The organism is Enterobacter cloacae complex sp. XAL002 (assembly GCF_049236805.1).
Classification (GTDB): domain Bacteria; phylum Pseudomonadota; class Gammaproteobacteria; order Enterobacterales; family Enterobacteriaceae; genus Enterobacter; species Enterobacter intestinihominis.
Genome location: NZ_JBMKJN010000040.1, coordinates 1 through 25,150, shown reverse-complemented (window position 1 = coordinate 25,150; position 25,150 = coordinate 1). Strand labels below are relative to the sequence as shown.

The window sequence follows — 25,150 nt, the reverse complement described above, 5'->3', positions numbered from 1 at the left end:
TCCGGTCTAAAGTGTTACCCATGTTTCCGGTTCATACCCTGCGCTTACCGGGCCTACGGGAGAACATGCAGGCCGGGTAAGGCGTAGCCGCCACCCGGCTTTTTTATCGTTCCACCATCGCTAGCGTAAACCCATCCCACCCCTTAACGCCCACCGTTTGCAGCGTGGTGGCGGTTAAGCGTGGGTTATCTCCAGTCATCTCGATAAACTTCCGTACCCCCTGCACGCGTGCATCGTCGCTTTGCCCGTTAACCACCTCGCCGTCGCGCACCACGTTATCGCCGATTATGACCGTGCCGGGACGGGAGTAGTGCAGCGCCCACTCCAGGTAGCCGGGATTGTTTGGCTTATCGGCATCAATAAAGATCAGGTCAAAGGGCGGGACGTCACCGAAATTCTCGAGCGACTTTAGCGCCGGGCCTGTAATCAGTTCGATACGATCGCCGAGTCCCGCAAGATGAATATTCTGGCGTGCAACAGCGGCATGTTTCGGGTCCGCTTCAAGCGTAATCAGCTTTCCATCCGGCGGCAGGGCGCGCGCCATCCAGATTGAGCTATACGCGCCCAGCGTACCGATTTCCAGTATTCGACGCGCCTGCGTCATGCGGACAAACAGCGCCAGCAGTTGCCCCTGATTTGCGGCAACGTCGTGCTCGGGTAAACCGGCGCGTTTGTTGTTTTCAAGGACGTTCTGGAGAACTTCATCTTCAGGAATAAGCGACGAAATCATGTAATTATCTACTGAACACCACTGCTGTTGCATAGATTGACTCCTTGGGGGTATCGCCAGAGGCGAAATGTAGGCCGGGTAAGGCGTAGCCGCCACCCGGCATGTTTTCACGCACTGACCCAACCGCCGCCCAGCGCTTTATACAAATCAATTTGCGCCAGCAGCAGGTTGTTTTTCACCTGTACCACGCTGGTCTGCACCGAGAACAGCGTGCGCTGTGCATCGAGCACATCCAGATAAGAAGAGTACCCGTTGCGGTAGCGGTTTTGCGCTATCCGCAGCGTCTCCTGCGCGACCGCCTGCTGAGCCAGCAGCTCGTTAAGCTGTTCCTGATAACGGGTGATGGCATCAAGGCTGTCATTCACCTCGGCAAACGCATTACGTACGGTTTTTTCGTAGCTGTACAACGCCTGATTACGCTGAGACTGGGAGATATCCACCTGTGCATTCAGCGCCTGTCGGTTCAGCAGCGGCGCAAGAATACTGCCGCCCACGCTCCAGAGCTGGAGGGGGTTATCCAGCAATCCCGACAGCGTGCGATCCTGCACCGATCCTGTGGCCGTGAGGTTGATCGACGGCAGCAGGCTGGCACGCGATGCCGCCAGCGTCGCGTCCGCCGCAATCAGCTGACGTTCAGCCTGGACGATATCCGGACGCCGGTTCAGTAACGTCGACGGCAACTGGGAGGGCAGTTTCAGCGGCATCAGGGCATCAAAGCTTTCACCGCGCACAACGTCACCCGGGTTGCTGCCCAGCAGCAGGCTGAGCGCATTCTCCTGCTGCGCAATCTGGTGCTGAAGCAGTGGAACCTGAGCGCGGGTGGCGCGCAGCTCAGAATCCGATTGCATCAGCTCAAGGCGAGAGCTGTATCCCGTCTCAAACTGTCGTTTAGCAAGATTGAACGCCTCTTCACGCGATTTCAGCGTGGACTGGGTAACGCGAAGCTGTTCATCCAGCGACAGGAGAGTGACGTACCCGGAGGCCACCGACGATGCGACCGTGAGATCTGCCGCCGCGGCCGCCGCCTTTTGTGCCTCCAGCGACGCTTCGGCGGCACGGGAGGTGCTGCGGTTTACCCCCCAGATATCCACGTCGTAGCTGGCGGTCAGGCTGCCTTTGTACAACGTACCGTATACCGGAAGGCCTGTTGCGGCGGACTGCGAGCGCGCGCGCGTCCCGGTCACGCCCGCGTCAAGCGACGGGAACAGGCTGCCGTCGGCAGCGTACACCCGGGCCTGATACTCGTTAATCCGCTCGCGGGCAATCAGCACGTCGCTGTTGTTCTTCAGCGCCTGATCCACATAGCGGTTCAGATTGCTGTCGTGGAAATTGCGCCACCAGAGCTGTTCTGTCGGGCTGGTTGGCCCCGACGTCGCGCGCCACTGGGCCGGGATGTGCAGGGACGATTTGGCGGGCTCTACGTCAACCGACTGGCAACCCGCAAGGATAGCCATCATCAGCAGGCCGGCTATCGGGCGAAGCGTCATTGTTTCGCCTCCCGCGTGTCGATGGTGACCTGCACCGACATGCCAGGGCGCAGCAGCCGGTACGCCTCCGGCTCACCGAGTACCTCAATGCGTACCGGGATGCGCTGGGCGATTTTAACAAAGTTGCCCGTGGCGTTATCCGGGGTGATAGCGCTGAACTCGACGCCTGTGGCCGGGGATATGCTCTCCACGCGGCCCTGATAGGCTTTATCGTTTAAGGCATCGACGGTGAATTTCACTGGCTGTCCGACGCGTAAATTCGCCAGCTGCGTCTCTTTGATATTGGCGATCACCCAGTGCTGCGGCGGGACCAGCGTGGTAAGGTGCGTCCCGGCGGTGACGTACGCTCCCAGACGCACCGCAATCTGCCCGAGCTGACCGTCACGCGGCGCGACAATGCGGGTGTTTTGCAGATCGATCTGCGCAAGCTCCAGCGCGGCTTTCGCATTTTGAACGTCCGCTTCCAGCGAAGCGCGATTGACGATAACCGTTTGTAGATCCTGGCGCGACATCTCAAGCGTTGCTTTCGCCTGGTCGATATCGGCGCTCCCCTGGGCGGCACTGGCCAGCGCCGCATCGCGCTCGCGAATGGACAGGGAGCCGTCTGCGGTCAGATCCTTCACGCGTTTCAGATCCGCCTGGGTTTTCAGACTTTGGGCACGGGCGTTTTTCAGTGCCGCTTCGTTTTTGGCAATCACCGCTTCCGCGCTTTTACGCTGTTGCAGGTTGTTGTTCAGCGCAGCAATTTTCATTGCCAGCTGCGCCTCGGCCTGATGGACACGCTGGCGATAGATCCGGTCATCAATCTGCAACAGCAGGTCGCCTTTTTTAACCTGCACAAAATCCTGAACATGGACCTCAGTAATGTAGCCGTTGACTTGCGGACTGATGAACGTGGTCTGGCCGCGCACGTAGGCGTTATCAGTAAACTGGGTATGACGCGTGAACGGGGGCAACTGCCAGGCATAAAGGATCACCAGCACCCCGACAATGCCGATAGCCGCGGCGGTGAAAATGGAAACGACGCGTACATTTTTGCGGGTGTTGGCCTGCTCTTTGGCGGCATCCTGCTGACTCATAACTTCTCCTGAAAAATAGTCATTACTTATTGCCAGTGGCGTTCTTAAGGGCCATACGGGCGGTGATGCGCAGGCGCAGCAAGCGCCATAAAATCCAGACCAGCGTGGCTGTGGCAATGCTCGCCGTCAGGAGATAAGTATCGTTGTAAGCCAGAATGTTTGCCTCAAGCGTCGTCACCGTCTGAAGCTGAATAATGGCCTGGGTTCCCAACAGGGAACTGTCGCCAACCAGGCTTTTATACATCTGGGTGTAAAGCTGAATGCGTTCGTTCACCAGCGGGTTGAGGGTGGTGAGCTGGTCAGCCAGCAGGCTGGAATGGTACTTCTCGCGCCAGGTCTGGAAGGTACCAAGGATTGCAGAACCCAGCAGGCCACCAAGGTTCTGACTCATGCCAAACATCACGGAAAAGCTGACCAGATTGCGTGGATCGGCGATCACCCCGCCAATGGCGGCCAGCATCGCAGGGGCGAGGAAGAAAGCGCTGCCGAAACCAAGCAGGAACTGGCTGAACATCAGCTGATCCGGCCGGGTCAGGTTGTTGGACTGGCTGTCCAGCAGCGAAGCAACAATCATCAGCGCCAGCGAGGTGATAATCGGCCAGGCCAGCTTAGTGGGTTTGATCGTCAGACAGCTGGTGACGATACCGCAGACGATTCCGGCGAAAATAGACCACGCCAGATGGGTCATCTGTTCATTCTGTAGGCCCGCATATTGCAGCCAGCCGATGACGCCGGTGTTCTGTTCCGCCAGTACGATGCGGATCAGCAGCATAATCAACCCCAGGCGTATGATGCTGCCGCTGGACAGCCAGCGGGTATTGAGCAGCGGGTTGCTGCGGTTATGTTCAAAGACGATTGCACAGACAATTAGCACCAGCGAGAGAGCCAACGCCCAGCCGATCCACGGTGTTTCAAACCACCATTCCAGACGCCCTAGCGACAGAACCGCGCACAACAGCGCCATACCGGGCGCAAGCAAAAAGAAGGTGATGAAATCTTTTTTCTCGAAAACTTTGCGTCGATCGCCCGGGGGCAGTTTCAGCACCATCACGCAGGCCAGTGAGATCAGGGCCAAACCCAGCTCGAAGAAGTACAGCCCACGCCACTCATCAAGCTGCAACAGCTCGGTGGAGAACAGCCGCGCCAGCGGTATCGCCAGCGACGAACCGGTAATGCCGATGGTCAGCGCCTTCAGTCGGTGCTTCGCGGGCCAGGCCTGTATCTGGTAATAAATGCCGAGCGAGCTGAGCGCGGCGGCGACCATCCCGTGTGCCGCCCGTACCATCAGCGCCGAGCTGAGATCGTTCACAAACAGGTGGAAAAAGGTGACCAGCACATACAGCACCAGGAAGCCTTCCGTAAACGCGCGCAAACCGTACTGCTGGCGAAATTTTACCAGCAGCAGGTTGATGGAGACGTTGGTCATGACATAGACGGCAGGCAGCCAGGCGATTTCAGTCGACCAGGCGCCGAAGGTGCCTTGCAGATTTTGCAGATTGGCGGTGACGACCGCGTTACCCAGCGCCCCGGTCAGACACACCAGCAGGCCGACCACGCCATAGGCGATCCGTTTCGACGTCGGATGTTCCGGGGTGGAAGGGGAACCCAGCAGAGCGGGTTTCTCGTGTGGCTGCCACTCGCGAGGAGCATAAGGATCGCGTTGGGGCAGGCGCATAACGGGGTTACCTTTCAAAATGTTGAATTGTGAGCGGGCTAATGATTCTACGGCTGACGCAAATCATAATTCAAGTGAATACGAATATTGTATGTTAATCAAATGTAGAGGGAATGATGAAGAAAAAGTGCGGCTCGCGAACGGAGCCGCAATAATATTATCGCTGTTCCGGCTGCGCCTGAAGGTGGCGTTCACGGTTGATGCGGCTGGCACAAAAAATTGCAATGAGGGAGATAGCGACCGTCACGCCCAGATACCAGGCCACGGGTACCCAGTCGCCGTCGTGTTTCGCCAGCAGTCCGGTAGCGATTAGCGGTGCCGTTCCGCCCGCCAGCGCGGCCCCAAGTTGATAACCCAGCGTGATACCGGTGTAGCGAACGTTGGCACTGAAAATTTCAGAGCAGAGCGTGCCGAGAACCGCCGTCACCGGTGCCCACAGTACGCCAAAAGCGATAACGGTCGCGAGCACAATTCCCCAGGTGGTACCGGTATTCAGCAGCATAAACCAGGGCACGATAAACAGGCCGAGCACGAAGACACTGACGGCGTACATACGCTGGCGGCCAACCCTGTCGGAGAGCAGCCCCATCAGCGGGATCATGATAGTGGCGACCAGTGCGCCAAGAGTTACTGCCTCCAGCGCCTGGGATTTCTGATAGGTCAGGGTGGTAGTGGCGTAGCTCACCACAAACGTGGAGAAAATATAGAACGGTGCTGTCTCAACAACCTTAAGCCCGGCGGCAATTAGCACTTCACGCCAGTGGTGTTTTATGGTGTCGCGCAGCGGAGCTTTCGCAACCTGACCGGATTTTTTCACTTTCTGGAAATCAGGCGTTTCGTCAATATCTTTCCGGATCCAAAGCCCCAATATTACCAGCACGGAACTGAGCAGGAACGGAATGCGCCAGCCCCAGGAGAGAAAATCCTCTTCGCTGAACAGCGTCATTAGCGAGACGATAAATGTCGCCATCAACATGCCGATGGTAACGCCCGCCTGCGGAATACTGCCGAAGAAGCCTTTGCGTTTTTCTGGAGCATACTCGTAAGCCAGCAGCAGCGCGCCACCCCATTCACCGCCGATACCCATCCCCTGAATAATACGCATCAGGATCAGCAACGCGGGCGCCCACATCCCGATCATGTCGTAGGTGGGCAGCAGGCCAATCATCACGGTTGCACCTCCCATCAATGAAAGGGTGAGGACAAGCGTTTTTTTGCGACCGATACGATCCCCGATATGTGCAAAGAGAACGCCGCCAATGGGGCGAATAAAAAAGGTCAACGAGAAGGAGAGATAGGAGAGGATCAGCCCGATTACCGGGTCGACCATCGGAAAGAAAATCTTGTTAAACACCAGCGCGGCAGCGGTGCCATAGAGAAAATAATCAAACCATTCAATAGAACTTCCCGTAAGACTGGCAATTAATACCTTTTTGTTTTTCCGCAATACCGTTGTCGTGCTCTCATGTTGTGTCATGACTCAAAACTCCGCCACGTGGATGATAATAGAGGTGTTACCTGGCGCGCTTCAGGTGCAACCTGTCGGTGTGTAATGGTTGTGAAATTGTTAAGCAACTTAGGGTTGGATGTTACCTTTGGCAAGTCAGCCAGAACTAAAACGGGTCAGATCACGATGGATTAAGCAGCAACTGGTGCTTTTTCAGCACGCTGTTGTGGCAGGATGTGTTGAAGGGCAGATAATCAAAAGCACAAACTCAGGGTGCAACCCAATTGTTTTTGGATGTTTCTGGTTATTTCATCAAAATGACAAATATGCAGCGTAATGAGCACCTCGGCTTTCAGAGTGATCTCCTTTTCAACCCCGTTGTGTGAAGTACTCTAAAGATTAATGCTGTAAGGAGGTAACGATGACAATGGCACTTTTCCCCTGTTTGCCTGGTACCACCCTCGACGCCGTGAATACCGTTGGGGCGTGGCTTGCTCAGGACGACTATCAGGACAACCAGCCCGTTGATCTGGTGATTCTGGCGGGTAACGCGGTGATCCCCGCGATTGATGCTGCCTGTAAAATCGCGGCTGAACAGGGGGTTCCTCTGATCATCAGCGGCGGGATCGGTCACTCGACGACCTTCCTCTACGCCGCGATTGCAAAGCACCCCCGCTATAACAGGATACCCACCACCGGGCGGGCTGAGGCGGCTATTCTGGCCGACATCGCCCGTGAATTCTGGAACATTCCGGCTGAGCATCTTCACGTTGAGGATCAGTCGACCAACTGTGGCGAAAACGCCCGCTTCAGCCGGGCGTTGATGAAACAGTCCGGACTGAACGCCGCCCGGGTGCTGGTAGTGCAGGACCCGACGATGCAGCGTCGCACAATGGCTACGTTTGCCCGCGTTTGCCGCGACGAGGCTGCATCGCCCGCATGGATGAGTCATCCCGGCCTGACGCCCGTGCTGCAAAACAGTGACGACGGTCTGGCGTTCAGCGGCCCGGTCGAGGGGTTATGGCCGGTAGAACGTTACCTGTCGCTGGTGCTGGGTGAATTTCCGCGACTCAGGGACGACATCAACGGCTACGGTCCGGCGGGACGTGATTTCATTGCCCATGTCGATATCCCTGCCGACGTGGACGCCGCGTGGCAGATCCTGCGAAACGACGTCATTCTCACCGACGCGCTGGTGAGCCGTTCTCTGCTGTAATGCTCTTGCCCGTTTGCGCCATCTTTTACGCAAACGGGCAGCCTTTGTTGCCGATTTGTGATTTTTGAAACGGGCTGACCCGTTTCTTTTATGAGATATCTCACAAAAACAGACTCATAGAGTAGGCAATTGCCCCGGTAATTATAGTTTTTAACATTAAGTTTACTTGTTAAAAACAGTGTGATTACAGGAGCAGGTTATGACAGTACCCGTACAACATCCTATGTATATTGATGGACAGTTTGTTGCCTGGCAGGGTGATGCCTGGATTGACGTGATCAATCCGGCCACGGAAGAGGTCATTTCCCGTATTCCCGACGGCACCGCCGAGGACGCCCGCAAGGCCATTGACGCGGCAGAGCGCGCGCAGGCTGGCTGGGAGGCGCTGCCTGCCATTGAACGCGCCAGCTGGCTACGCAAAATTTCCGCCGGGATCCGCGAGCGCGTCAGCGAAATCAGCGCGCTGATTGTGGCCGAAGGGGGCAAGATCCAGCAGCTGGCGGAAGTGGAGGTTAACTTTACCGCTGACTATATCGACTATATGGCCGAGTGGGCGCGCCGTTATGAAGGGGAAATCATTCAGAGCGACCGTCCGGGCGAGAATATTCTGGTGTTTAAGCGCGCCCTTGGCGTCACCACCGGCATTCTGCCGTGGAACTTTCCCTTCTTCCTGATTGCCCGTAAGCTCGCTCCTGCGCTAATCACCGGCAACACCATCGTTATCAAACCGAGCGAATTTACCCCAAACAACGCCATTGCGTTTGCCAAAATCGTCGACGAGATTGGCCTGCCGAAAGGCGTCTTCAATCTGGTGCTGGGCCGCGGTGAAACCGTCGGACAGGAGCTGGCCGGGAACCCGAAAGTGGCGATGGTCAGCATGACCGGCAGCGTCGGGGCGGGTGAAAAGATCATGGCTGCGGCTGCGAAAAACATCACCAAAGTGGGGCTGGAGCTGGGTGGTAAAGCCCCGGCCATCGTGATGGACGATGCCGACCTCGAGCTGGCCGTGAAGGCCATTGTGGATTCACGCGTCATCAATACCGGACAGGTGTGTAACTGCGCGGAACGTGTCTATGTTCAGAAGGGGATCTACGACCGCTTTGTGAATCGTCTGGGCGAGGCAATGAAAGCCGTCCAGTTTGGCAATCCGGCTGAGCGAACGGATATTGCCATGGGGCCGCTGATCAACGCCGCCGCGCTGGAGCGTGTGGAGCAGAAGGTGGCGCGCGCGGTGCAGGAAGGGGCTAAAGTGGTCCTTGGCGGTAAAGCGGCAGAGGGCAAAGGGTATTTTTATCCCCCAACGCTGCTGCTTGACGTACATCAGGACATGGCCATCATGCACGAAGAGACCTTTGGCCCGGTGCTGCCGGTGGTGGCTTTCGACACCCTGGAAGAGGCCCTGAAAATGGCCAACGACAGCGACTACGGTTTAACCTCGTCTGTATATACGCAGGATCTGAATGTCGCCATGAAAGCAATTAAAGGGCTTAAGTTCGGCGAGACCTACATTAACCGTGAAAACTTTGAAGCGATGCAGGGCTTCCATGCGGGCTGGCGGAAATCCGGGATCGGCGGGGCGGATGGCAAACACGGTCTGAATGAGTATTTGCAGACGCAGGTAGTCTATTTACAGTCGTAATCAGGAGCCCCCTCCATGCGAGATAATGTGTGCACTGAGCAGTTCCCTCGCCCCTTTGGGGAGAGGGTTAGGGTGAGGGGAACATACGGCTCTGGTGGTCATTCCGTTCACTTTAGGTTCCTTGCTACTCTGTAACAAAATGACCGGTGAACGTGCCAGGGTGGCTCAGTCGCCACCACCCTGGCTCCCGGCGGTAAATCGCCGCTTCGCGGTCCCTTCGGCTTATTCCTTCCGGCTTATCGGGGACGGGCGGAGGTAACATCCCTGTAAAGCCCGCCCTCTCGGCGCATCCCTGCGCCTCGCCCCGGCCGGAAGGCAAACGCCTCAGCGATTTACAGCCGGACCTGGGCATCGCTGTAATCCCTCCGTTATTCTGAAGGCACGTTAATGCTTCTGATTTCAAATAACTGGGCATACTCGGCCCTCCGTAAAAGGGGGTTCACATTTTCAGGAAAGGTGGTTATGTTGGCGCGATAACTGTTATTTATCGGGAAACAACATGCGCACAAAATATACGGGTCTGCAAATCAGCATTCACTGGCTGGTTTTTCTGTTAGTGATTATGGCCTATTGCGCCATGGAATTCAGAGGCTGGTTCCCGCGAACCGATCGTCCGCTTATTAATATGATCCACGTTTCCTGCGGGATCAGCATCCTGGTGCTGATGGTGGCGCGCCTGTTTATCCGCCTGAAATTCCCGGCTCCGCCCATTCAACCGAAACCAAAAGCGATGATCACCGGGCTGTCCCATCTGGGGCATCTGGTTATCTACCTGCTGTTTATTGCGCTGCCGCTGATCGGCATGGTGATGATGTATAACCGGGGAAATGACTGGTTTGCGTTTGGCCTGACGATGCCGCATGCGGCGGAGGGGAATTTTGACCTGGTGGATACGCTAAAAGCGTGGCACGTAACGCTGGCGAATCTGGGGTATTTTGTGATTGGTTTGCACGCCTTTGCCGCGCTGATGCATCACTATTTCTGGAAAGACAATACGCTGCTGCGCATGATGCCGAAAAAGCGTCAGTGACCGATAATGCCCTGCCAACCCGCAGGGCATTTTTTTTGCGGCTTATTGCAGTTGCGCGCGCTCCTGCGCCGTTAAGTCCAGTTCCTGAGTTGTACCCGTTTCTGAAGATTTTACCGCCGCTTCCAGCACCGCCATCACCGCCAGGGCTTCCACCGGATGGACCGGATTGTCAATCTTGCCGTTCAGGGCATCGCGCACGTTTATATAGTACTGCCGCTGGTCGCCTTTTGGCGCAGGGATAGCGCTGGCTTCACCCTGGGCATTAAACAGCACCATAGCGTCGCTGTCCTCACCCCAGCTTTCGCTACCCGGAATGACGCCTGCCAGAAGCTGGGCTTCCTGCTGATCGATGCGCGCTTTCACCACGCTGGCATTATCGCCGTGGACGGTAAAGCGGGCAACGCCGCCTGCCACCAGCATGCTGCAATGGAGGACCACTTTGTGTTCAGGATAGTTCAGCACCACGTGCGCCCAGTCGTTAATTTCCGCACCGTCACGCAGGGTGGCGATGTTGCCCTGTACCGACAGCGGCAGACCAAAAAGCTGTAGCGTCTGGTCAATCATGTGCGGGCCTAAGTCGAACCACAGGCCACTGCCGGGAACATTTTGCTCTCTCCAGCGCACGCGAACCTCCGGGCGGAAACGATCGATATGCGATTCAAAGTGTTTTACCTTGCCGATACTGCCTTGCTCAATCACCTGCTTAATGCCGAGAAAATCGCTGTCCCAGCGGCGGTTATGGAAGACAGAGAGCAGGCGCTGTTTTTCTTGCGCAAGCGCAATCAGATCTCGCGCTTCCTGCATATCCAGCGTAAATGGCTTATCCACCACTACGTGCTTGCCGGCGTTGAGCGCCAGGGTGGCCAGCGGCGCATGGGTCGCGTTAGGGGAGGCGATAACCACCAGGTCGATATCCGGGTGCTGAATAGCCTCTTCAGGGGTGGCAACAACGAGGATGTCCGGCAGATCGCGTTTGACCTTTTCTTCATCCCGGGATGAGACCACCGCCAGCTTCAGGCCGTCGACGGACTGGATCAGCGGGGCATGAAACGTCTTACCCACAAAACCATACCCGATCAGCGCAATATTCATTGTCTTCACTTTATTCATGACCTTCTCCACGTTAATGCGCGCAAACGGTAACCTGCACGGCGCTATGGTCCCCGAGCTCTGCCCAGGGACGATCTAAAAACAGTTGATGAATCTGGGATAACCCTGAAACCAGATAAGGTTCGCACTGGTTGAGTTTCAGATGATCGGCGACTACCCAGTGCGCCTGGCTTGCGGCCAGCATGGCACGCTTCACCTCGGCATCCGCCTCCTGACTGGCGCTCAATCCGAGCTCGGCATGAATGGCGCATGCGCCAAGGATGGCGATATCCGCCCGGTAGCGAGAGAGCAGCGAAAGGGTGGCGCTTCCGGCAAACAGGCGCTGTTTCTGATCCCACTTTCCACCAAGCAGGATCAGATCGATATCTTCCCGATCGCTAACCTGCTGGGCGATATCAAGAGAAGGGGTGATTATGGTGAGCGGTCCCTGCAGGAAAGAGGCAACGGCCAGAAGTGTGCTTCCGGCGTCCAGAAAAAGCGTCGAGCCCGCAGGTACGCACTGCGCAACCTGTTTACCCAGCCGCTGCTTGATTTCAGGCAGTAAGGTATTCCTGCTAACTCGGTTCATCGTCGAGAGATTCAGCGCGATGGCGCCGCCATGGTTTTTTTGCGCCAGTCCCTGTTTTTCCAGATCGGTCAGATCGCGACGGATGGTATCCGCCGAAACCTGCAACTTTTCTGCCAGCTCAGTGATGCTGGCCTGGCCTTGTTCAGTAATAATTTCAAGTACATATTTCTGTCTGGCGGTTTTATGCATGGGTGCAGTATCCTGCAAAATGTCGCAATACTATGCAGTTTACAGCATTTTACAGGAAAGGGAATCGTAACAGGAGGGGGATGTTGTCCAAAAACAGTTTAATAAGGTGAATATTGAATTAGCATTAATCAGTCATCAAAAACATGTATGTATCGTTTAGACCTGATGTTAACGCTATGTTTTACATAGAAATTTGGTTAAAGCTACCGAATAAGGAGTTCGAATAAGAATATAAAACCAGATTATAAATATAAATTGGTGCTTATATCTATTAGATATTCTTTTTAAAGTAAAATAATTTAATATTAATCAGCGAATGACTTAAATTGACAGTTCTTTGAAAATCTTTGTGTCTGATTCGAGATGAAATAAACGCAAAAATGTACATCAAGGTCTTTCAGAATTTTCCTTAAATTACAGAGGGTTTATATGTTTCAGCGTAAACGCATCTAATAGCCATTTGTCCAGAAACCCCATCTTTTTTCTTATTTGTAACACCACATTAACATTACGGATGTGGTCGCTCATATCACATTTTGTTATGCTGCGAATCAATAAATATTTAAGTAAATTCTTAAAAGAAAAAAAGAGATTGTACGGCTCTCATCTCAATTGAAATGGGTGTGGGCGACTATTGGCGGAATTTATCAAACAGGAGTGGGGAAAATAGGGTGAATTATTTGTACCTCTTCCTGGTAATTATTTAGCCATCACCTGAAGTCCGGGGGTATTATAAAGATGAAATGCAATAACAGGATGCTCAGATTATCTGCTTCCCTGACCTTAATTTCACTGGTGGTGACTGCGGCTCATGCAACTAACGGTCTGGTAGGGATATCTCCCGTTGCGGCAATGACGATGAAAGAAAGTATTCTTTTCGCTCTTGACCGCGACCCGTCGGTGAGTCAGCAGGCTGCACAGCTGGGGATTGGCCAGGCACAAATAGACGAAGCGCGTAGTGGCTGGATGCCACAAATAGCCCTGAACGGGAGTACGGGTCACAGCCAGACCACCGATTCGAGCGGCTCGTTGCGAAATTCCGCAGCCTGGGGGCTGAGCCTGACGCAGCTTGTGTACGATTTTGGCAAGACCAATAACAGCATCAGCCAGTCTTCAGCTCAGCGTGACAGCTATCGCTACCAGCTGATGAGCACGATGTCTGCCGTCGCGGAAAAAACGGCCCTCAGCTATGTGGAAGTGAAACGCTACAGCGATCTGCTACAGGCGGCAACAGAGAACGTGCAGGCGCTTAAAAACGTTGAGCAGCTGGCAAAACTCCGCGCCGATGCAGGCGTAAGCTCCACCTCTGATGAGCTTCAGACCCGCACCCGTATTGCCGGAATGCAGGCGACGGTAGAGCAGTACAATGCGTCACTGAACAGCGCCCGCGCGCGGCTGGCGGTATTAACTGGCATACAGGCTGAACGCTATTCACCGGTTCCGGGAGGTCTGGCCGTGGAGCCGGATTCTCTCAATCGGATTGATTATTCACTGATCCCAACGGTGATGGCCGCGCAGAACATGGAGCGTTCAGCCCAGTACGGCGTAGAAACCGCGAAGTCACAGCACTGGCCAACCTTAAGCCTGAAAGGGGGCCGCACCCGGTACGAGTCTGATAATCGCGCGTACTGGGATGATCAGATCCAGCTCAATATTGATGCACCGCTTTATCAGGGCGGCGCGGTCTCGGCGCGCGTCCGTCAGGCCGAGGGCGCAAGGGCAATGGCATCGTCTCAGGTCGATCAGGCCCGTTTTGATGTCCTGCAAAAAGCCTCCGTCGCACAGGCCGACTGGACCGGGGCGCGAGGACGAATGGAGGCCGGAAAACGTCAGCTGGAAAATGCGTTGCGCGCCCGCGACGTCTACAAAAATGAATATACCCTGAGCAAGCGCAGCATTAACGATCTGCTCAGCGTGGAGCAGGATGTCTGGTCTGCCACCTCAGCGAAAATAATGGCTGAATACGATGGCTGGAGCGCGGCGATTAATTACGCCTCCGCGGTGGATAATCTCATGCCGCTTATCGGAATAGAGAAAAACGCTGCCGCGAAATTACCTGATTTGAGTTAAAAAAGGCGCGCCTTTCTGCGCGAAATAAGTCAGACAATAATGGGTGGTTTTTCCCAGGGATAGTTACATCCCTCTGGTGGACATAACCACAGGAATACGCGCACCTGCAAGGAGAAGAATATGAGTAACGCAAAAGTTGTTGATGTTATCATTCGAAAAACGGCAGAAAAAACGAAATTAACCGGTGAAGGGAATCTCTCGGTCTCTATTTCATCGCCGAGCGTGATTGAAATTCAGGGTTCTGCTCAGGACGTGGTGCGTTATGTCCGCCAGGGGAATGACCTCCTCATTTATATGAAAGATGGCAGCGTGATCCGCTGCAATAATTATTTTGTCGAAGACACGGAAACCCATAATCATTCCGAACTGGTATTTAACGATAACCAGGAGTTGACGCATATTTCATTTGCCGATGCCGGGGAAGCATCAGGCGTTGCCGCCACCGAATTAACCGCCCAGGCTGCACCCATTAGCAGCATTGAACCTTTTCTGGAGCAGGGAAGCGTCTTAAGCGATGCGCCGTGGGGCTGGATTGCCGGAGCGGCGTTGGGAGGCGGTGCGATTGGCGCACTGCTGGCTCACGGCGGTGACGGCGAAACCAAAACAAAAGTTATTGATAATACGAAAGAAGTCGAAAGCGCCACGCCAACATTTTTGCTGACGGATAACGCGGGTGACAAGCAGGGGGTGCTGAGTGCAAAAGAGGTCACGGATGATAACACCCCAACCTTCAGCGGTACCGGGCAGCCGGGCGCGACCATTCAGGTTAAAGACAGCAGCGGCAGCACCATCGCCAGCACCATGGTCGCAAAGGACGGCACCTGGACGGTAACACTTCCGACCCAGGCGGAGGGGGAACATACCTGGTCCGTCGTCCAGATCGACGGCAGTAAAACGACCTCTGCGGGCAGTATTACCGTAACCGTTTCTACAGCGGATACCAGCGTGACGCTCGCCACCACGGCGGGCGATAACGTGATCAACGCCAGCGAGCAGGCCGCTGGCTTTACGCTGTCCGGCACCAGCAAAAACCTGGCGCAGGGAACGGCGCTTACCGTCACGCTGAACGGTAAAACCTATTCCGCAGAAGTGGGGGCAAACGGCGCATGGAGCGTGAAGGTGCCTGCTGCTGACGCGCAGGCGCTGGGCGATGGTACCTGGACGGTCAACGTCAGCGGCAAAGACGCGGCGGGCAACACCGTGACCGGCAGCCAGACGATTGGCGTCGATACCGCTGCGCCAGCGATTTCTGTCGACACGATCGCCCAGGACAACATCATCAACGCGGCTGAACATAATCAGCCGCTGACGCTGACCGGAAAAACCGATGCGGAAGCGGGCCAGATTGTGACGGTCACGCTGAACGGCAAAAATCACACGGCGACCGTGGGCAGCGACGGCACCTGGTCCGTTACGCTTTCGGCCAGTGAAGTACAGGCGATGGCTAACGGCGAGCACACCCTGACGGCAAACGTCAGCGACAAAGCGGGTAACGGGGCCTCCACCACCGCCGATTTCACGGTCGATACCGCAGCGCCAGTGGTCACTATCAACACTGTCGCGGGCGACGACATTCTGAACACCAGCGAGCAGGGGCAGGCTCAGATTATTTCCGGCCAGGCGAACGGCGCGGCGGCGGGCGACGTTGTCACCGTGACCGTTGGCGGCAAGACCTTTACCGGTGTCGTCCAGGCGGACGGCAGCTGGAGCGTCGGCGTGCCGGCCTCTGTCATTGGCGCGCTGGGTGAAGGTAGCCACAGCATTTCGGTCTCCGTGACCGATGCGGCGGGCAACACCGGCAGCGCGACGCACGGCATTACGCTCAGCGGCAACCCGCCGGAATTTACCCTTGACCCCATCAGCCAGGATAACGTCCTGAATGCGCTGGAGGCCATGCAGCCTCTGAGCCTGAGCGGGACCAGTAATCTGCCGAACGGCAGCGCTGTCACCGTGACGCTGAACAACGTTAACTATCAGGCCACCGTTGAGAATGGTAGCTGGTCCGTTCAGGTGCCAGTTTCCGACGTGCTGGATCTGGCGAATACCCTTTACACCGTGAGCGTCAGCGGCACCGACAGCGTGGGTAACAGCGGCTCCGCCGAGGCGAATCTGCTGGTCGATACCGCGCTGCCGCAGGTGATCCTCAACACCTTTGCCGGGGATAACCTGGTCAATAACGCCGAAGCGGCGGTTGACCAAACCCTCAGCGGACGCGTCACCGGCGCGGCGGCGGGCGATACCGTCTCTGTCACCGTGGGCGGCAAGAGCTACACCGCGACGGTTGGCAGCGACCTGAAATGGAGCGTGACCATCCCATCGGCCGACCTTCAGGCGTTTGGCGACGGCGATTTAACCTTCAGCGCCTCTGTCACCAATGCGCACGGCAACACCGGCACCGGCGAGCGTGATATCAACATCAACGCCGAACTGCCGGGCCTGCGCGTGAACACGATCTCTGGCGATGACGTGATTAACGCCATTGAACAGCAGCAGGATCTGGCCGTGACCGGCTCCAGCACTCATCTGGCCGAAGGCACACAGATCACCGTCACCATCAATAATGTTGAATACGTCACCACGGTTAACGCCAGCGGCAGCTGGCAGATTGGCGTGCCGTCGGCGGACCTTCAGGCATGGACGGCGGGAGGCATGACCGTCAGCGTCAGTGCGGAAGATGCCTGGGGCAACACCGTGGCGGCTGAACACCCGATCGAGCTTGACCTGAACGCGGTGGCCGTCACCATCGATACCGTAACCACTGACGATATGCTCAACGCGGCGGAAAAAGGCGCGGATGTCACGCTTTCCGGTCAGACGCAGGGCGTAGAGGCCGGGCAAACCGTGGTGGTGAAATTCGCGGATCAAACCTTTACCGCACAGGTGCAGCAGGACGGCTCCTGGCGCCTGACCGTTCCGGCGAGCGCGATGGAAACGCTGATCGACGGGCGGGCGCAGGTGAGCGTCAGCGTGACTAACGTTAACGGCAACAGCGCGGACGCCTCACGCGTGGTGATTGTCGATACGCAGCCGCCAGCCATTACGCTTGATAACCTGACCGACGACAACATCATTAATGCGGCAGAAGCGCAGCAGGATCTGGTGCTCAGCGGCAGCACAACCGCTGAAGCGGGCCAGACGGTCACCGTGACGCTGAACGGTAAATCTTACCAGACCACGGTCCAGGCGGACGGTCGCTGGCAGTTGAACGTGCCTGCCGCCGACGTTGGCGCGCTGACCGATGGCAATGTCACCGTCACGGCCACCGTCAGTGACGTGGCGGGCAACAGCAGCAGCGCGGACCGCGTTGGGCTGGTGGATGCCACCGTGCCGCAGGTGACCATCAACGATTTCGTCACCGACACCAACACCGTTAACCAGCTGGCCCATTCACAGGCGCAGATCCTGAGCGGCTCCGTCACCGGCGCGGCGGCGGGTGATTTGGTCATCATCACCATCAATAACGTGGACTACACCACCGTGGTGGATGCGGCGGGCAACTGGAGCCTCGGCCTGCCTGCGTCCGTCGTTCAGGGGCTGACGGACGGCACCTGGACCATTAACGTCTCCGTGACCGATCGGTCCGGCAACACCGGCAGCAGTTCAGTGGATGTGGTGGTCAATACAGTCACGCCTGTAATCGGTATTAATACGCTGGCAGCGGATGACGTGATCAATGCGGCAGAGAAGGGCGAAGATCTGCTGCTTTCCGGTACCAGCAACCAGCCGGAAGGAACCACCATCACCGTTAATCTGAACGGTATCAACTATGCAGCCACCACCGACGCCAGTGGCAACTGGAGCGTTACCGTACCCGCCTCTGCGGTGAGCGCGCTGGGTGAAGCCAATTACACCGTGACGGCGAGCGTCACCGATAATGTGGGCAACAGCGCCTCTGCCACGCACGATGTGCTGGTGGACAGCTCGCTGCCGGTTGTTACCCTCAACAACGTCGCGGGCGACAATATCGTTAACGCGGCGGAAGTGGCCGCAGGGCAAACCCTGACCGGGAAAGTATCGAACGCGGCATCGGGCGATACCGTCACCATTATCATCGGCGGGCAGACATACACGGCTACCGTACAGGACGATCTCACCTGGAGCCTGCCGTTAACCCAGAGTCAGTTAACCGCGCTCGGCAACGGCGACCTGACCGTATCGGCCAGCGTGACGAACGCGCACGGTAATACCGGATCGTCTTCCCTGGATGTCACCATTGACGCCCAGTTGCCCGGCCTGCGCATTGATACCGTCGCCGGTGACGACGTCATTAACGTTATTGAACACGCGCAGAACCTGGTTATCTCCGGCACCAGCACCGACCTGGCGGCGGGTAGCACCGTCACCGTGAGCATCAACGGCAAGAGTTATTCCGCCTCGGTACTGGCGGACGGCACCTGGCAGGCTGCGGTTCCGGCCGCGGACGTCTCCCGGTGGGCGGATGGAGCGCTCACCATCAGCGCCAGCGCGCAGGATACCTCCGGCAACCCGGTGAACATCGGTACCGTGGTGGATGTCGATCTCGCCCCGGTGGCGATAAGCATCAACAGCGTGACGGACGACAACGTGCTGAACGCGGCAGAAAAAGGCCAGGATCTAGTGCTGTTCGGCTCCTCCTCGAACGTTGAAGCGGGCCAGACCGTTACCATTATCTTTGCGGGTAAAACCTGGGCCACGATGGTCGATGCCAACGGCGACTGGACCTGCACCGTACCGGCTGCCGAACTGAGCGGCCTGAAGGATGGCGACGCCAGCGTACAGGTTAGCGTAACCAACATGAACGGCAACGCGGCCTCTTCCTCGCAGGCATTCAGCGTCGATACCGCCGCGCCAGCGGTCACTATCAACACTATCAGCGCCGACAACATGCTGAATGCGGCAGAGGCGGCGCAGGATCTGACCCTGAGCGGGACGTCTACTGCCGAAGCAGGTCAGACGGTCACCGTGACCTTCAACGGCAATCAGTACACCGCCCAGGTGCAGGCAAACGGCAGCTGGACGCTGGATGTACCGGCGGCGGATCTGGCGGGGATCGCAGACGGTAGCGCGGCGGTCACGGCGACCGTGTCCGATAAAGCGGGCAACCCGGCCAGCGCGGGGGCGTCCGTGCTGGTCGACACTACCGTGCCGCAGATTACCTTCAACATTGTGGCGGGCGACGACATTGTTAATATTGCCGAGCACGGCCAGGCGCTGATTGTCACCGGCAAGGTGACGGGCGCGCAGGCGGGCGATGTGATTACCCTGACCCTGAACGGCAAAGACTACACCGCCATGCTGGACGGTGCCGGTAACTGGAGCGTGGGCGTTCCGGCGGCGGACGTGGGCGCGCTGGCTAACGGCGATCAAACGATCTCCGCCACGCTCACCGATAAAGCGGGCAACAGCACCAGCGCGACGCACGCGTTTGACGTCTCCCTGACCGCGCCGGTGATTGCCATCACTACCCTGGCGGTTGACGACGTGATCAACGCGACCGAGAAAGGTCAGGATCTGCTGGTCTCCGGCACCAGCAACCAGCCGGACGGGACCCGCATCACCGTAACCCTGAACGGTATCAGTTACGCCGCCACCACCGATGCCAGCGGTAACTGGAGCGTCACCGTTCCGGCGGCAAACGTCTCGGCACTGGGCGAAGCGAGCTACAGCGTGACGGCCAGCGTGACCGATACCGCGGGTAATAGCGCGAACACCAGCCATAGCGTGCTGGTCGACAGCGCGCTGCCGCAGGTCACCATTAATGCAGTTGCCACCGACGACGTGATTAACGCAGCGGAAGTGGCTTCCGGACAAACCCTGAGCGGGAAAGTGAGCGGCGCGGCGAGCGGTGACACTGTCACGATCGGTATCGGGGGCAACACCTATACCGCGACGGTTCAGGACGATCTGAGCTGGTCGGTTAACGTGGCATCTGACGTCTTAACCGCTATCGGTAACGGCGATCTCAACGTAACAGCGAGCGTGACCAACGGCCACGGCAACACCGGCACCGGCGAGCGCGACATTACGATTGATGCCAGCCTGCCGGGCCTGCGCGTGGATACCGTGGCAGGCGACGATGTGATCAACAGCATCGAGCATACTCAAAACCTGATTATCACCGGCTCCAGCGACGGGCTGGCGAGCGGATCGGCGCTGACGGTCACCGTCAACGGCAAAACCTACGCGGCAACCGTGCTGGCGGACGGCACCTGGACGGCGGCTATTCCGGCGGCTGACGTCGGCGCGCTGAGCGCAGGTACAGTCACCGTGACCGTTGACGGCCAGAGCGCGGCGGGTAATCCGGTTTCCATCAGCCATGACGTGAAGGTGGATCTGGCGCCGGTCGCCATCAGCATCGACGCCATCGCTACCGACGACGTGATTAACGCAGCCGAGAAGGGTGCGGATCTGGTGCTGTCCGGCTCGACCACCAACGTGGAAGAAAACCAGACCGTTACCATCAGTTTCGGCGGTAAGACCTATAGCGCGACGGTGGATGCCAGCGGCCACTGGACGGCGACCGTACCGTCTGCCGATTTGGGCGGACTGAAAGACGGCGACACCAGCGTGCAGGTCAGCGTCACCAACGTAAACGGCAACAGCGCCTCTGCGGGCCGCGAGTACAGCGTGGATGCCACCGCGCCGACGGTGTCGATTGAAATCGTCAGCGACAACAACATCATCAATGCTGCCGAAGCGCAGCAGGATCTGGTCATCAACGGCGTCTCTGATGCGGAAGCGGGCCAGACCGTGACCGTGACCCTGAACGGCGAGAATTACATCACCACCGTGCAGGCAAACGGCAGCTGGAGCGTCACCGTACCGTCTGCGGATGTCGGCGCGATTTCCGACGGCGATTACACCATCACAGCAGCCGTCCTGGATAAAGCGGGTAACCCGGCCTCGGCGGATCGCGATGTGCTGGTGGATACCACAGTGCCACAGCTGACCATTAACACCGTTTCCGACGACGACGTGATCAACAGCGCCGAGCATGCGCAGGCGCTGATTGTCACCGGTTCCGTGACCGGTGCGGAGGCGGGCGATGTGGTGACCGTCACCATCAATAACAAAGATTACACGGCGACCCTGAACGCTTCCGGCAAGTGGAACGTAGGCGTGCCTGCGGCGGACGTGAGTGCTCTGACCGCAGGGGATCACACCATCACCGCGGCGCTGACCGATAAAGCCGGAAACAGCAACAGCACAACGCACGAGGTTGAAGTCAACCTCACCGCGCCGGTGCTGACCATTGACACCGTGTCCGGTGACGATGTGATCAACTACACCGAGAAAACTCAGGATCTGACCATCACAGGTACGGCTTCCGGGCTGGCGGCGGGCGCGGTGGTGACCGTGATGCTCAACGACAAAGCGTACAGCGCCACGGTAGCTACCAATGGCCAATGGACTACAACCGTTCCGGCGAGCGAGGTGGGGCAACTGGGTGAAGCGCTTTACACAGTGTCGGCCTCCGCAACGGATAGCGTCGGCAACAGCACCAGCACCTCGCACACCGTGAACGTGGAATCCGTTCTGCCTGGCGTCATCATCAACATCGTGGCGGGCGACGACGTGATCAACGCTGCGGAGCTGGCAACCGGCCAGACCATCAGCGGTAAGGTGGTGAATGCCGAAGCAGGCAACACCGTGACCGTGACCATTGGCGGCAACAGCTACACCGCAACGGTGCAGAGCGATCTCACCTGGTCCGTGAGCGTGCCGGAGTCGGTGCTGACCGCACTGGGCAACGGCGATTTAACCGTGTCAGCCAGTGTCACCAACGGCGTGGGCAATAGCGGAACGGGCGAGCGCGAAATCGTGATAGACGCGAATCTGCCGGGCCTGCGCGTGGATACCGTGGCGGGCGATGACGTGATTAACAGCATCGAACACGGGCAGAATCTGATTATCACGGGTTCAAGCGACGGCCTGACGGCGGGTACGGCGCTGACCGTCACCGTAAACGGTAAAACCTATGCGGCTACCGTGCTGGCAGACGGCACCTGGAGTGCGGCGATCCCTTCTGCGGACGTGAGTGCCCTTGCCGCAGGCACGGTCACCGTGACCGTTGAAGGGCAGAGCAGCGCGGGCAATCCGGTGACTATCAACCATGATGTAACGGTGGATCTGGCAAACGTCGCCATCAGCATTGACGCCATCGCTTCCGATGACGTGATCAACGCCGCCGAGAAGGGCGAAGATCTGGTGCTCTCCGGCACCACTGCGAACGTGGAGGAAAATCAAACCGTCACCATCACCTTCGGCGGCAAGAACTACACCGCCACGGTGGACGCTGAGGGTAAATGGACCGCCACGGTGCCATCTGCGGATCTGACCGGTCTGAAAGAGGGTGATGCCAGCGTGCAGGTAAGCGTCACCAACGTGAACGGCAACAGCGCCTCGGCGGGGCGCGAGTACAGCGTGGATACTACCGCGCCGTCCGTGACCATCAACACGATTGCCACAGATGATATCCTGAACGCCACGGAAGCGCAGTCTGACCTGGCAATCTCCGGCACCAGCACCGCCGAAGCGGGCCAGACGCTGACCGTATCGCTGAACGGCAAAGATTACACCACAACCGTCAGCGCGAACGGCAGCTGGACGCTGAACGTTCCGGCGGCGGATCTGGCAGGATTAACCGACGGCAGCGTGACGGTAACTGCCTCAGTCAGCGACAAGGCGGGTAACCCGGCGTCGGTGGACCACAACCTGACGGTGGACGTCACCGTTCCGACTGTGACCATCCACACCGTGGCAGGCGACGACGTGATTAACGTGGCTGAACACAAGCAGGCACAGATCATCAGCGGCTCCGCCACCGGCGCGGCGGCGGGCGATAAGGTCACCGTCACGATCGGCGGCCAGACTTACACCACCGTGCTGGACGCGGCGGGTAACTGGAGCGTGGGCGTTCCGGCAAATGTGATTTCAGGCCTCAGCGACGGCACCGTGACCGTCACTGCGTCTGTCACCGACGCGGCGGGCAACACCGGCAGCGGCACGCATAATGTGACCGTCGATACCGGTCTGCCGTCGGTCAGCTTCAACGCCATCAGTGATGACAACGTCCTGAACGCGGTAGAAAAAGGGCAGGACCTGAGCGTCAGCGGCACCAGCGCCAACCTGGCGGAAGGCACCGTGGTGACCGTAATTCTGAACGGAAAAAACTACACTGCGACAACTGCGGCAGACGTCACCTGGAGCCTGAACTATCCGGCGGCGGATCTGGCGAGCCTGGGCGAAGCCAACTACACCCTGAACGCGACCGCCACCAACGGCGTGGGCAACAGCGTGAGCAACACCGCGAACCTGCTGGTGGACACCGCGCTGCCAACCGTCACCATCAACACCGTGGCGGGCGACAACGTCATCAACGCGGCGGAAGTGGCGGCAGGTCAGACCCTGAGCGGCACCGTGGCGAATGCCGAAGCGGGCAACACCGTGACCGTGACTATCGGCGGCCACAGCTACACCGCAACGGTGCAGAACAATCTGTCCTGGTCCGTCAACGTGCCGTCTGACGTGCTGACCGCACTCGGCAACGGCAGCCTGAGCGTGACGGCAACCGTCACCAACGGCCACGGCAACACCGGGACCGGCGAGCGCGAGATCGCTATCGACGCTAACATGCCGGGCCTGAGCGTGAATACCGTGGCGGGTGATGAAGTGATCAACACCATTGAGCACGCGCAGAACCTGATTGTTTCAGGCTCCAGCGACGGGCTGGCGCCGGGCACGGCGCTGACGGTTACCGTCAACGGTAAAGATTACGCGGCAACGGTACTGGCAGACGGCACCTGGCGCGCGGCGATCCCGTCCACCGACGTGAGCGCGTGGCCGGAAGGCACCGTGAAAATCAGCGTTACCGGCGACAGCGCGGCGGGTAACCCGATCACCATCAGCCACGATGTGACCGTGGATCTGGCTACCGTTGCCATCAGCATCAATGCGCTTGCCACCGACGACGTGATTAACGCGGCGGAGAAGGGCGCGGATCTGGTGCTGTCCGGTGCGACCACCAACGTGGAAGCCGGGCAGACCGTGACCATCAGTCTGAACGGCAGGATCTACACCACCACCGTGGACGACAGCGGCAACTGGACTTACACCGTGCCGTCAGCGGATCTGGCTGGCCTGAAGGATGGCGACGCCAGCGTGCAGGCGAGCGTCACCAACGTGAACGGCAACAGCGCCTCGGCGGGGCGCGAGTACAGCGTGGATGCTACCGCGCCGTCCGTGACCATCAACACGATTGCCACAGACGATATCCTGAACGCCACGGAAGCGCAGTCTGACCTGGCAATCTCCGGCACCAGCACCGCCGAAGCAGGCCAGACGCTGACCGTATCGCTGAACGGCAAAGATTACACCACAACCGTCAGCGCGAACGGCAGCTGGACGCTGAACGTTCCGGCGGCGGATCTGGCAGGATTAACCGACGGCAGCGTGACGGTCACCGCCTCAGTCAGCGACAAGGCGGGTAACCCGGCGTCGGTTGACCACACCCTGACGGTGGACGTCACCGTACCTGCGGTGACCATCCACACCGTTGCAGGTGACGATGTGATTAACGTGGCTGAACACAATCAGGCGCAGATCGTCAGCGGCTCCGCGACCGGCGCGGCGGCGGGCGACACCGTCACCGTCACCATCGGCGGCCAGTCGTACACCACCGTGCTGGATGCGGCGGGTAACTGGAGCGTGGGCGTTCCGGCGAATGTGATTTCAGGCCTCAGCGACGGCAGCGTGACCGTCACTGCGTCAGTCACCGACGCGGCGGGCAATACCGGCAGCGGCACACATAATGTGACCGTCGATACTGGTGTGCCGTCGGTCAGCTTCAACGCCATCAGCGATGACAACGTACTGAACGCGGTAGAAAAAGGGCAGGACCTGAGCGTCAGCGGCACCAGCGCCAACCTGGC

At 58.0% G+C, this 25,150-nt stretch carries 12 protein-coding genes; 5 read left to right on the top strand and 7 right to left on the bottom strand.

The window, feature by feature from the left end; translation table 11 throughout:
• Positions 1-103: 103 nt before the first annotated feature.
• The 5 genes from ACOT0L_RS23100 to ACOT0L_RS23080 all read right to left on the bottom strand — a co-directional run bounded on the left by ACOT0L_RS23100 (position 104) and on the right by ACOT0L_RS23080 (position 6,448).
• Entirely contained in the window at positions 104-763 is a 660-nt protein-coding gene (locus ACOT0L_RS23100; protein WP_126504354.1) for an O-methyltransferase, read from the bottom strand.
• A gap of 74 nt (positions 764-837) precedes the next feature.
• Entirely contained in the window at positions 838-2,217 is a 1,380-nt protein-coding gene (locus tag ACOT0L_RS23095) for an efflux transporter outer membrane subunit (RefSeq protein ID WP_126504356.1), read from the bottom strand.
• Positions 2,214-3,296 (bottom strand): HlyD family secretion protein, encoded by a 1,083-nt coding sequence (locus ACOT0L_RS23090; RefSeq protein ID WP_022648054.1) that lies wholly within the window; start codon positions 3,294-3,296, stop codon positions 2,214-2,216. The genes ACOT0L_RS23095 and ACOT0L_RS23090 overlap by 4 nt, the downstream gene beginning before the upstream one ends.
• A gap of 22 nt (positions 3,297-3,318) precedes the next feature.
• Complete coding sequence (locus tag ACOT0L_RS23085; protein ID WP_400211751.1) at positions 3,319-4,971, bottom strand: MFS transporter; 1,653 nt, start codon at positions 4,969-4,971, stop codon at positions 3,319-3,321.
• Positions 4,972-5,128: 157 nt separating this feature from the next.
• Entirely contained in the window at positions 5,129-6,448 is a 1,320-nt protein-coding gene (locus tag ACOT0L_RS23080) for an MFS transporter (RefSeq protein WP_126504358.1), read from the bottom strand.
• A 391-nt stretch (positions 6,449-6,839) separates the two neighbouring features.
• Between ACOT0L_RS23080 and ACOT0L_RS23075 the strand changes: the two genes are divergently transcribed.
• From ACOT0L_RS23075 to cybB, 3 genes are all read left to right on the top strand, one after another.
• Complete coding sequence (locus ACOT0L_RS23075) at positions 6,840-7,634, top strand: YdcF family protein (protein ID WP_022648057.1); 795 nt, start codon at positions 6,840-6,842, stop codon at positions 7,632-7,634.
• Positions 7,635-7,833: 199 nt separating this feature from the next.
• On the top strand, positions 7,834-9,273 hold the full coding sequence (aldA, locus tag ACOT0L_RS23070) for an aldehyde dehydrogenase (protein ID WP_032624297.1): 1,440 nt from the start codon (positions 7,834-7,836) through the stop codon (positions 9,271-9,273).
• A gap of 499 nt (positions 9,274-9,772) precedes the next feature.
• Entirely contained in the window at positions 9,773-10,303 is a 531-nt protein-coding gene (gene cybB / locus ACOT0L_RS23065) for a cytochrome b561 (protein WP_022648059.1), read from the top strand.
• A gap of 42 nt (positions 10,304-10,345) precedes the next feature.
• On the opposite strand, the gene ACOT0L_RS23060 is transcribed toward cybB, so the two are convergent.
• Both ACOT0L_RS23060 and ACOT0L_RS23055 read right to left on the bottom strand, forming a co-directional pair.
• The gene (locus ACOT0L_RS23060; RefSeq protein WP_126504360.1) at positions 10,346-11,413 is read right to left on the bottom strand and encodes an oxidoreductase; all 1,068 of its coding nucleotides are present in this window, start codon (positions 11,411-11,413) and stop codon (positions 10,346-10,348) included.
• 13 nt (positions 11,414-11,426) lie between these two features.
• Positions 11,427-12,170 (bottom strand): DeoR/GlpR family DNA-binding transcription regulator, encoded by a 744-nt coding sequence (locus tag ACOT0L_RS23055; protein WP_022648061.1) that lies wholly within the window; start codon positions 12,168-12,170, stop codon positions 11,427-11,429.
• A 756-nt stretch (positions 12,171-12,926) separates the two neighbouring features.
• On the opposite strand from ACOT0L_RS23055, the gene ACOT0L_RS23050 reads away from it, so the two are divergent.
• Positions 12,927-14,240, top strand: a complete 1,314-nt coding sequence (locus tag ACOT0L_RS23050; protein WP_260473332.1) for a TolC family outer membrane protein — start codon at positions 12,927-12,929, stop codon at positions 14,238-14,240.
• 120 nt (positions 14,241-14,360) lie between these two features.
• On the top strand, positions 14,361-25,150 hold a 10,790-nt coding region (locus ACOT0L_RS23045; RefSeq protein WP_421637277.1), incomplete at its 3' end, for an Ig-like domain-containing protein.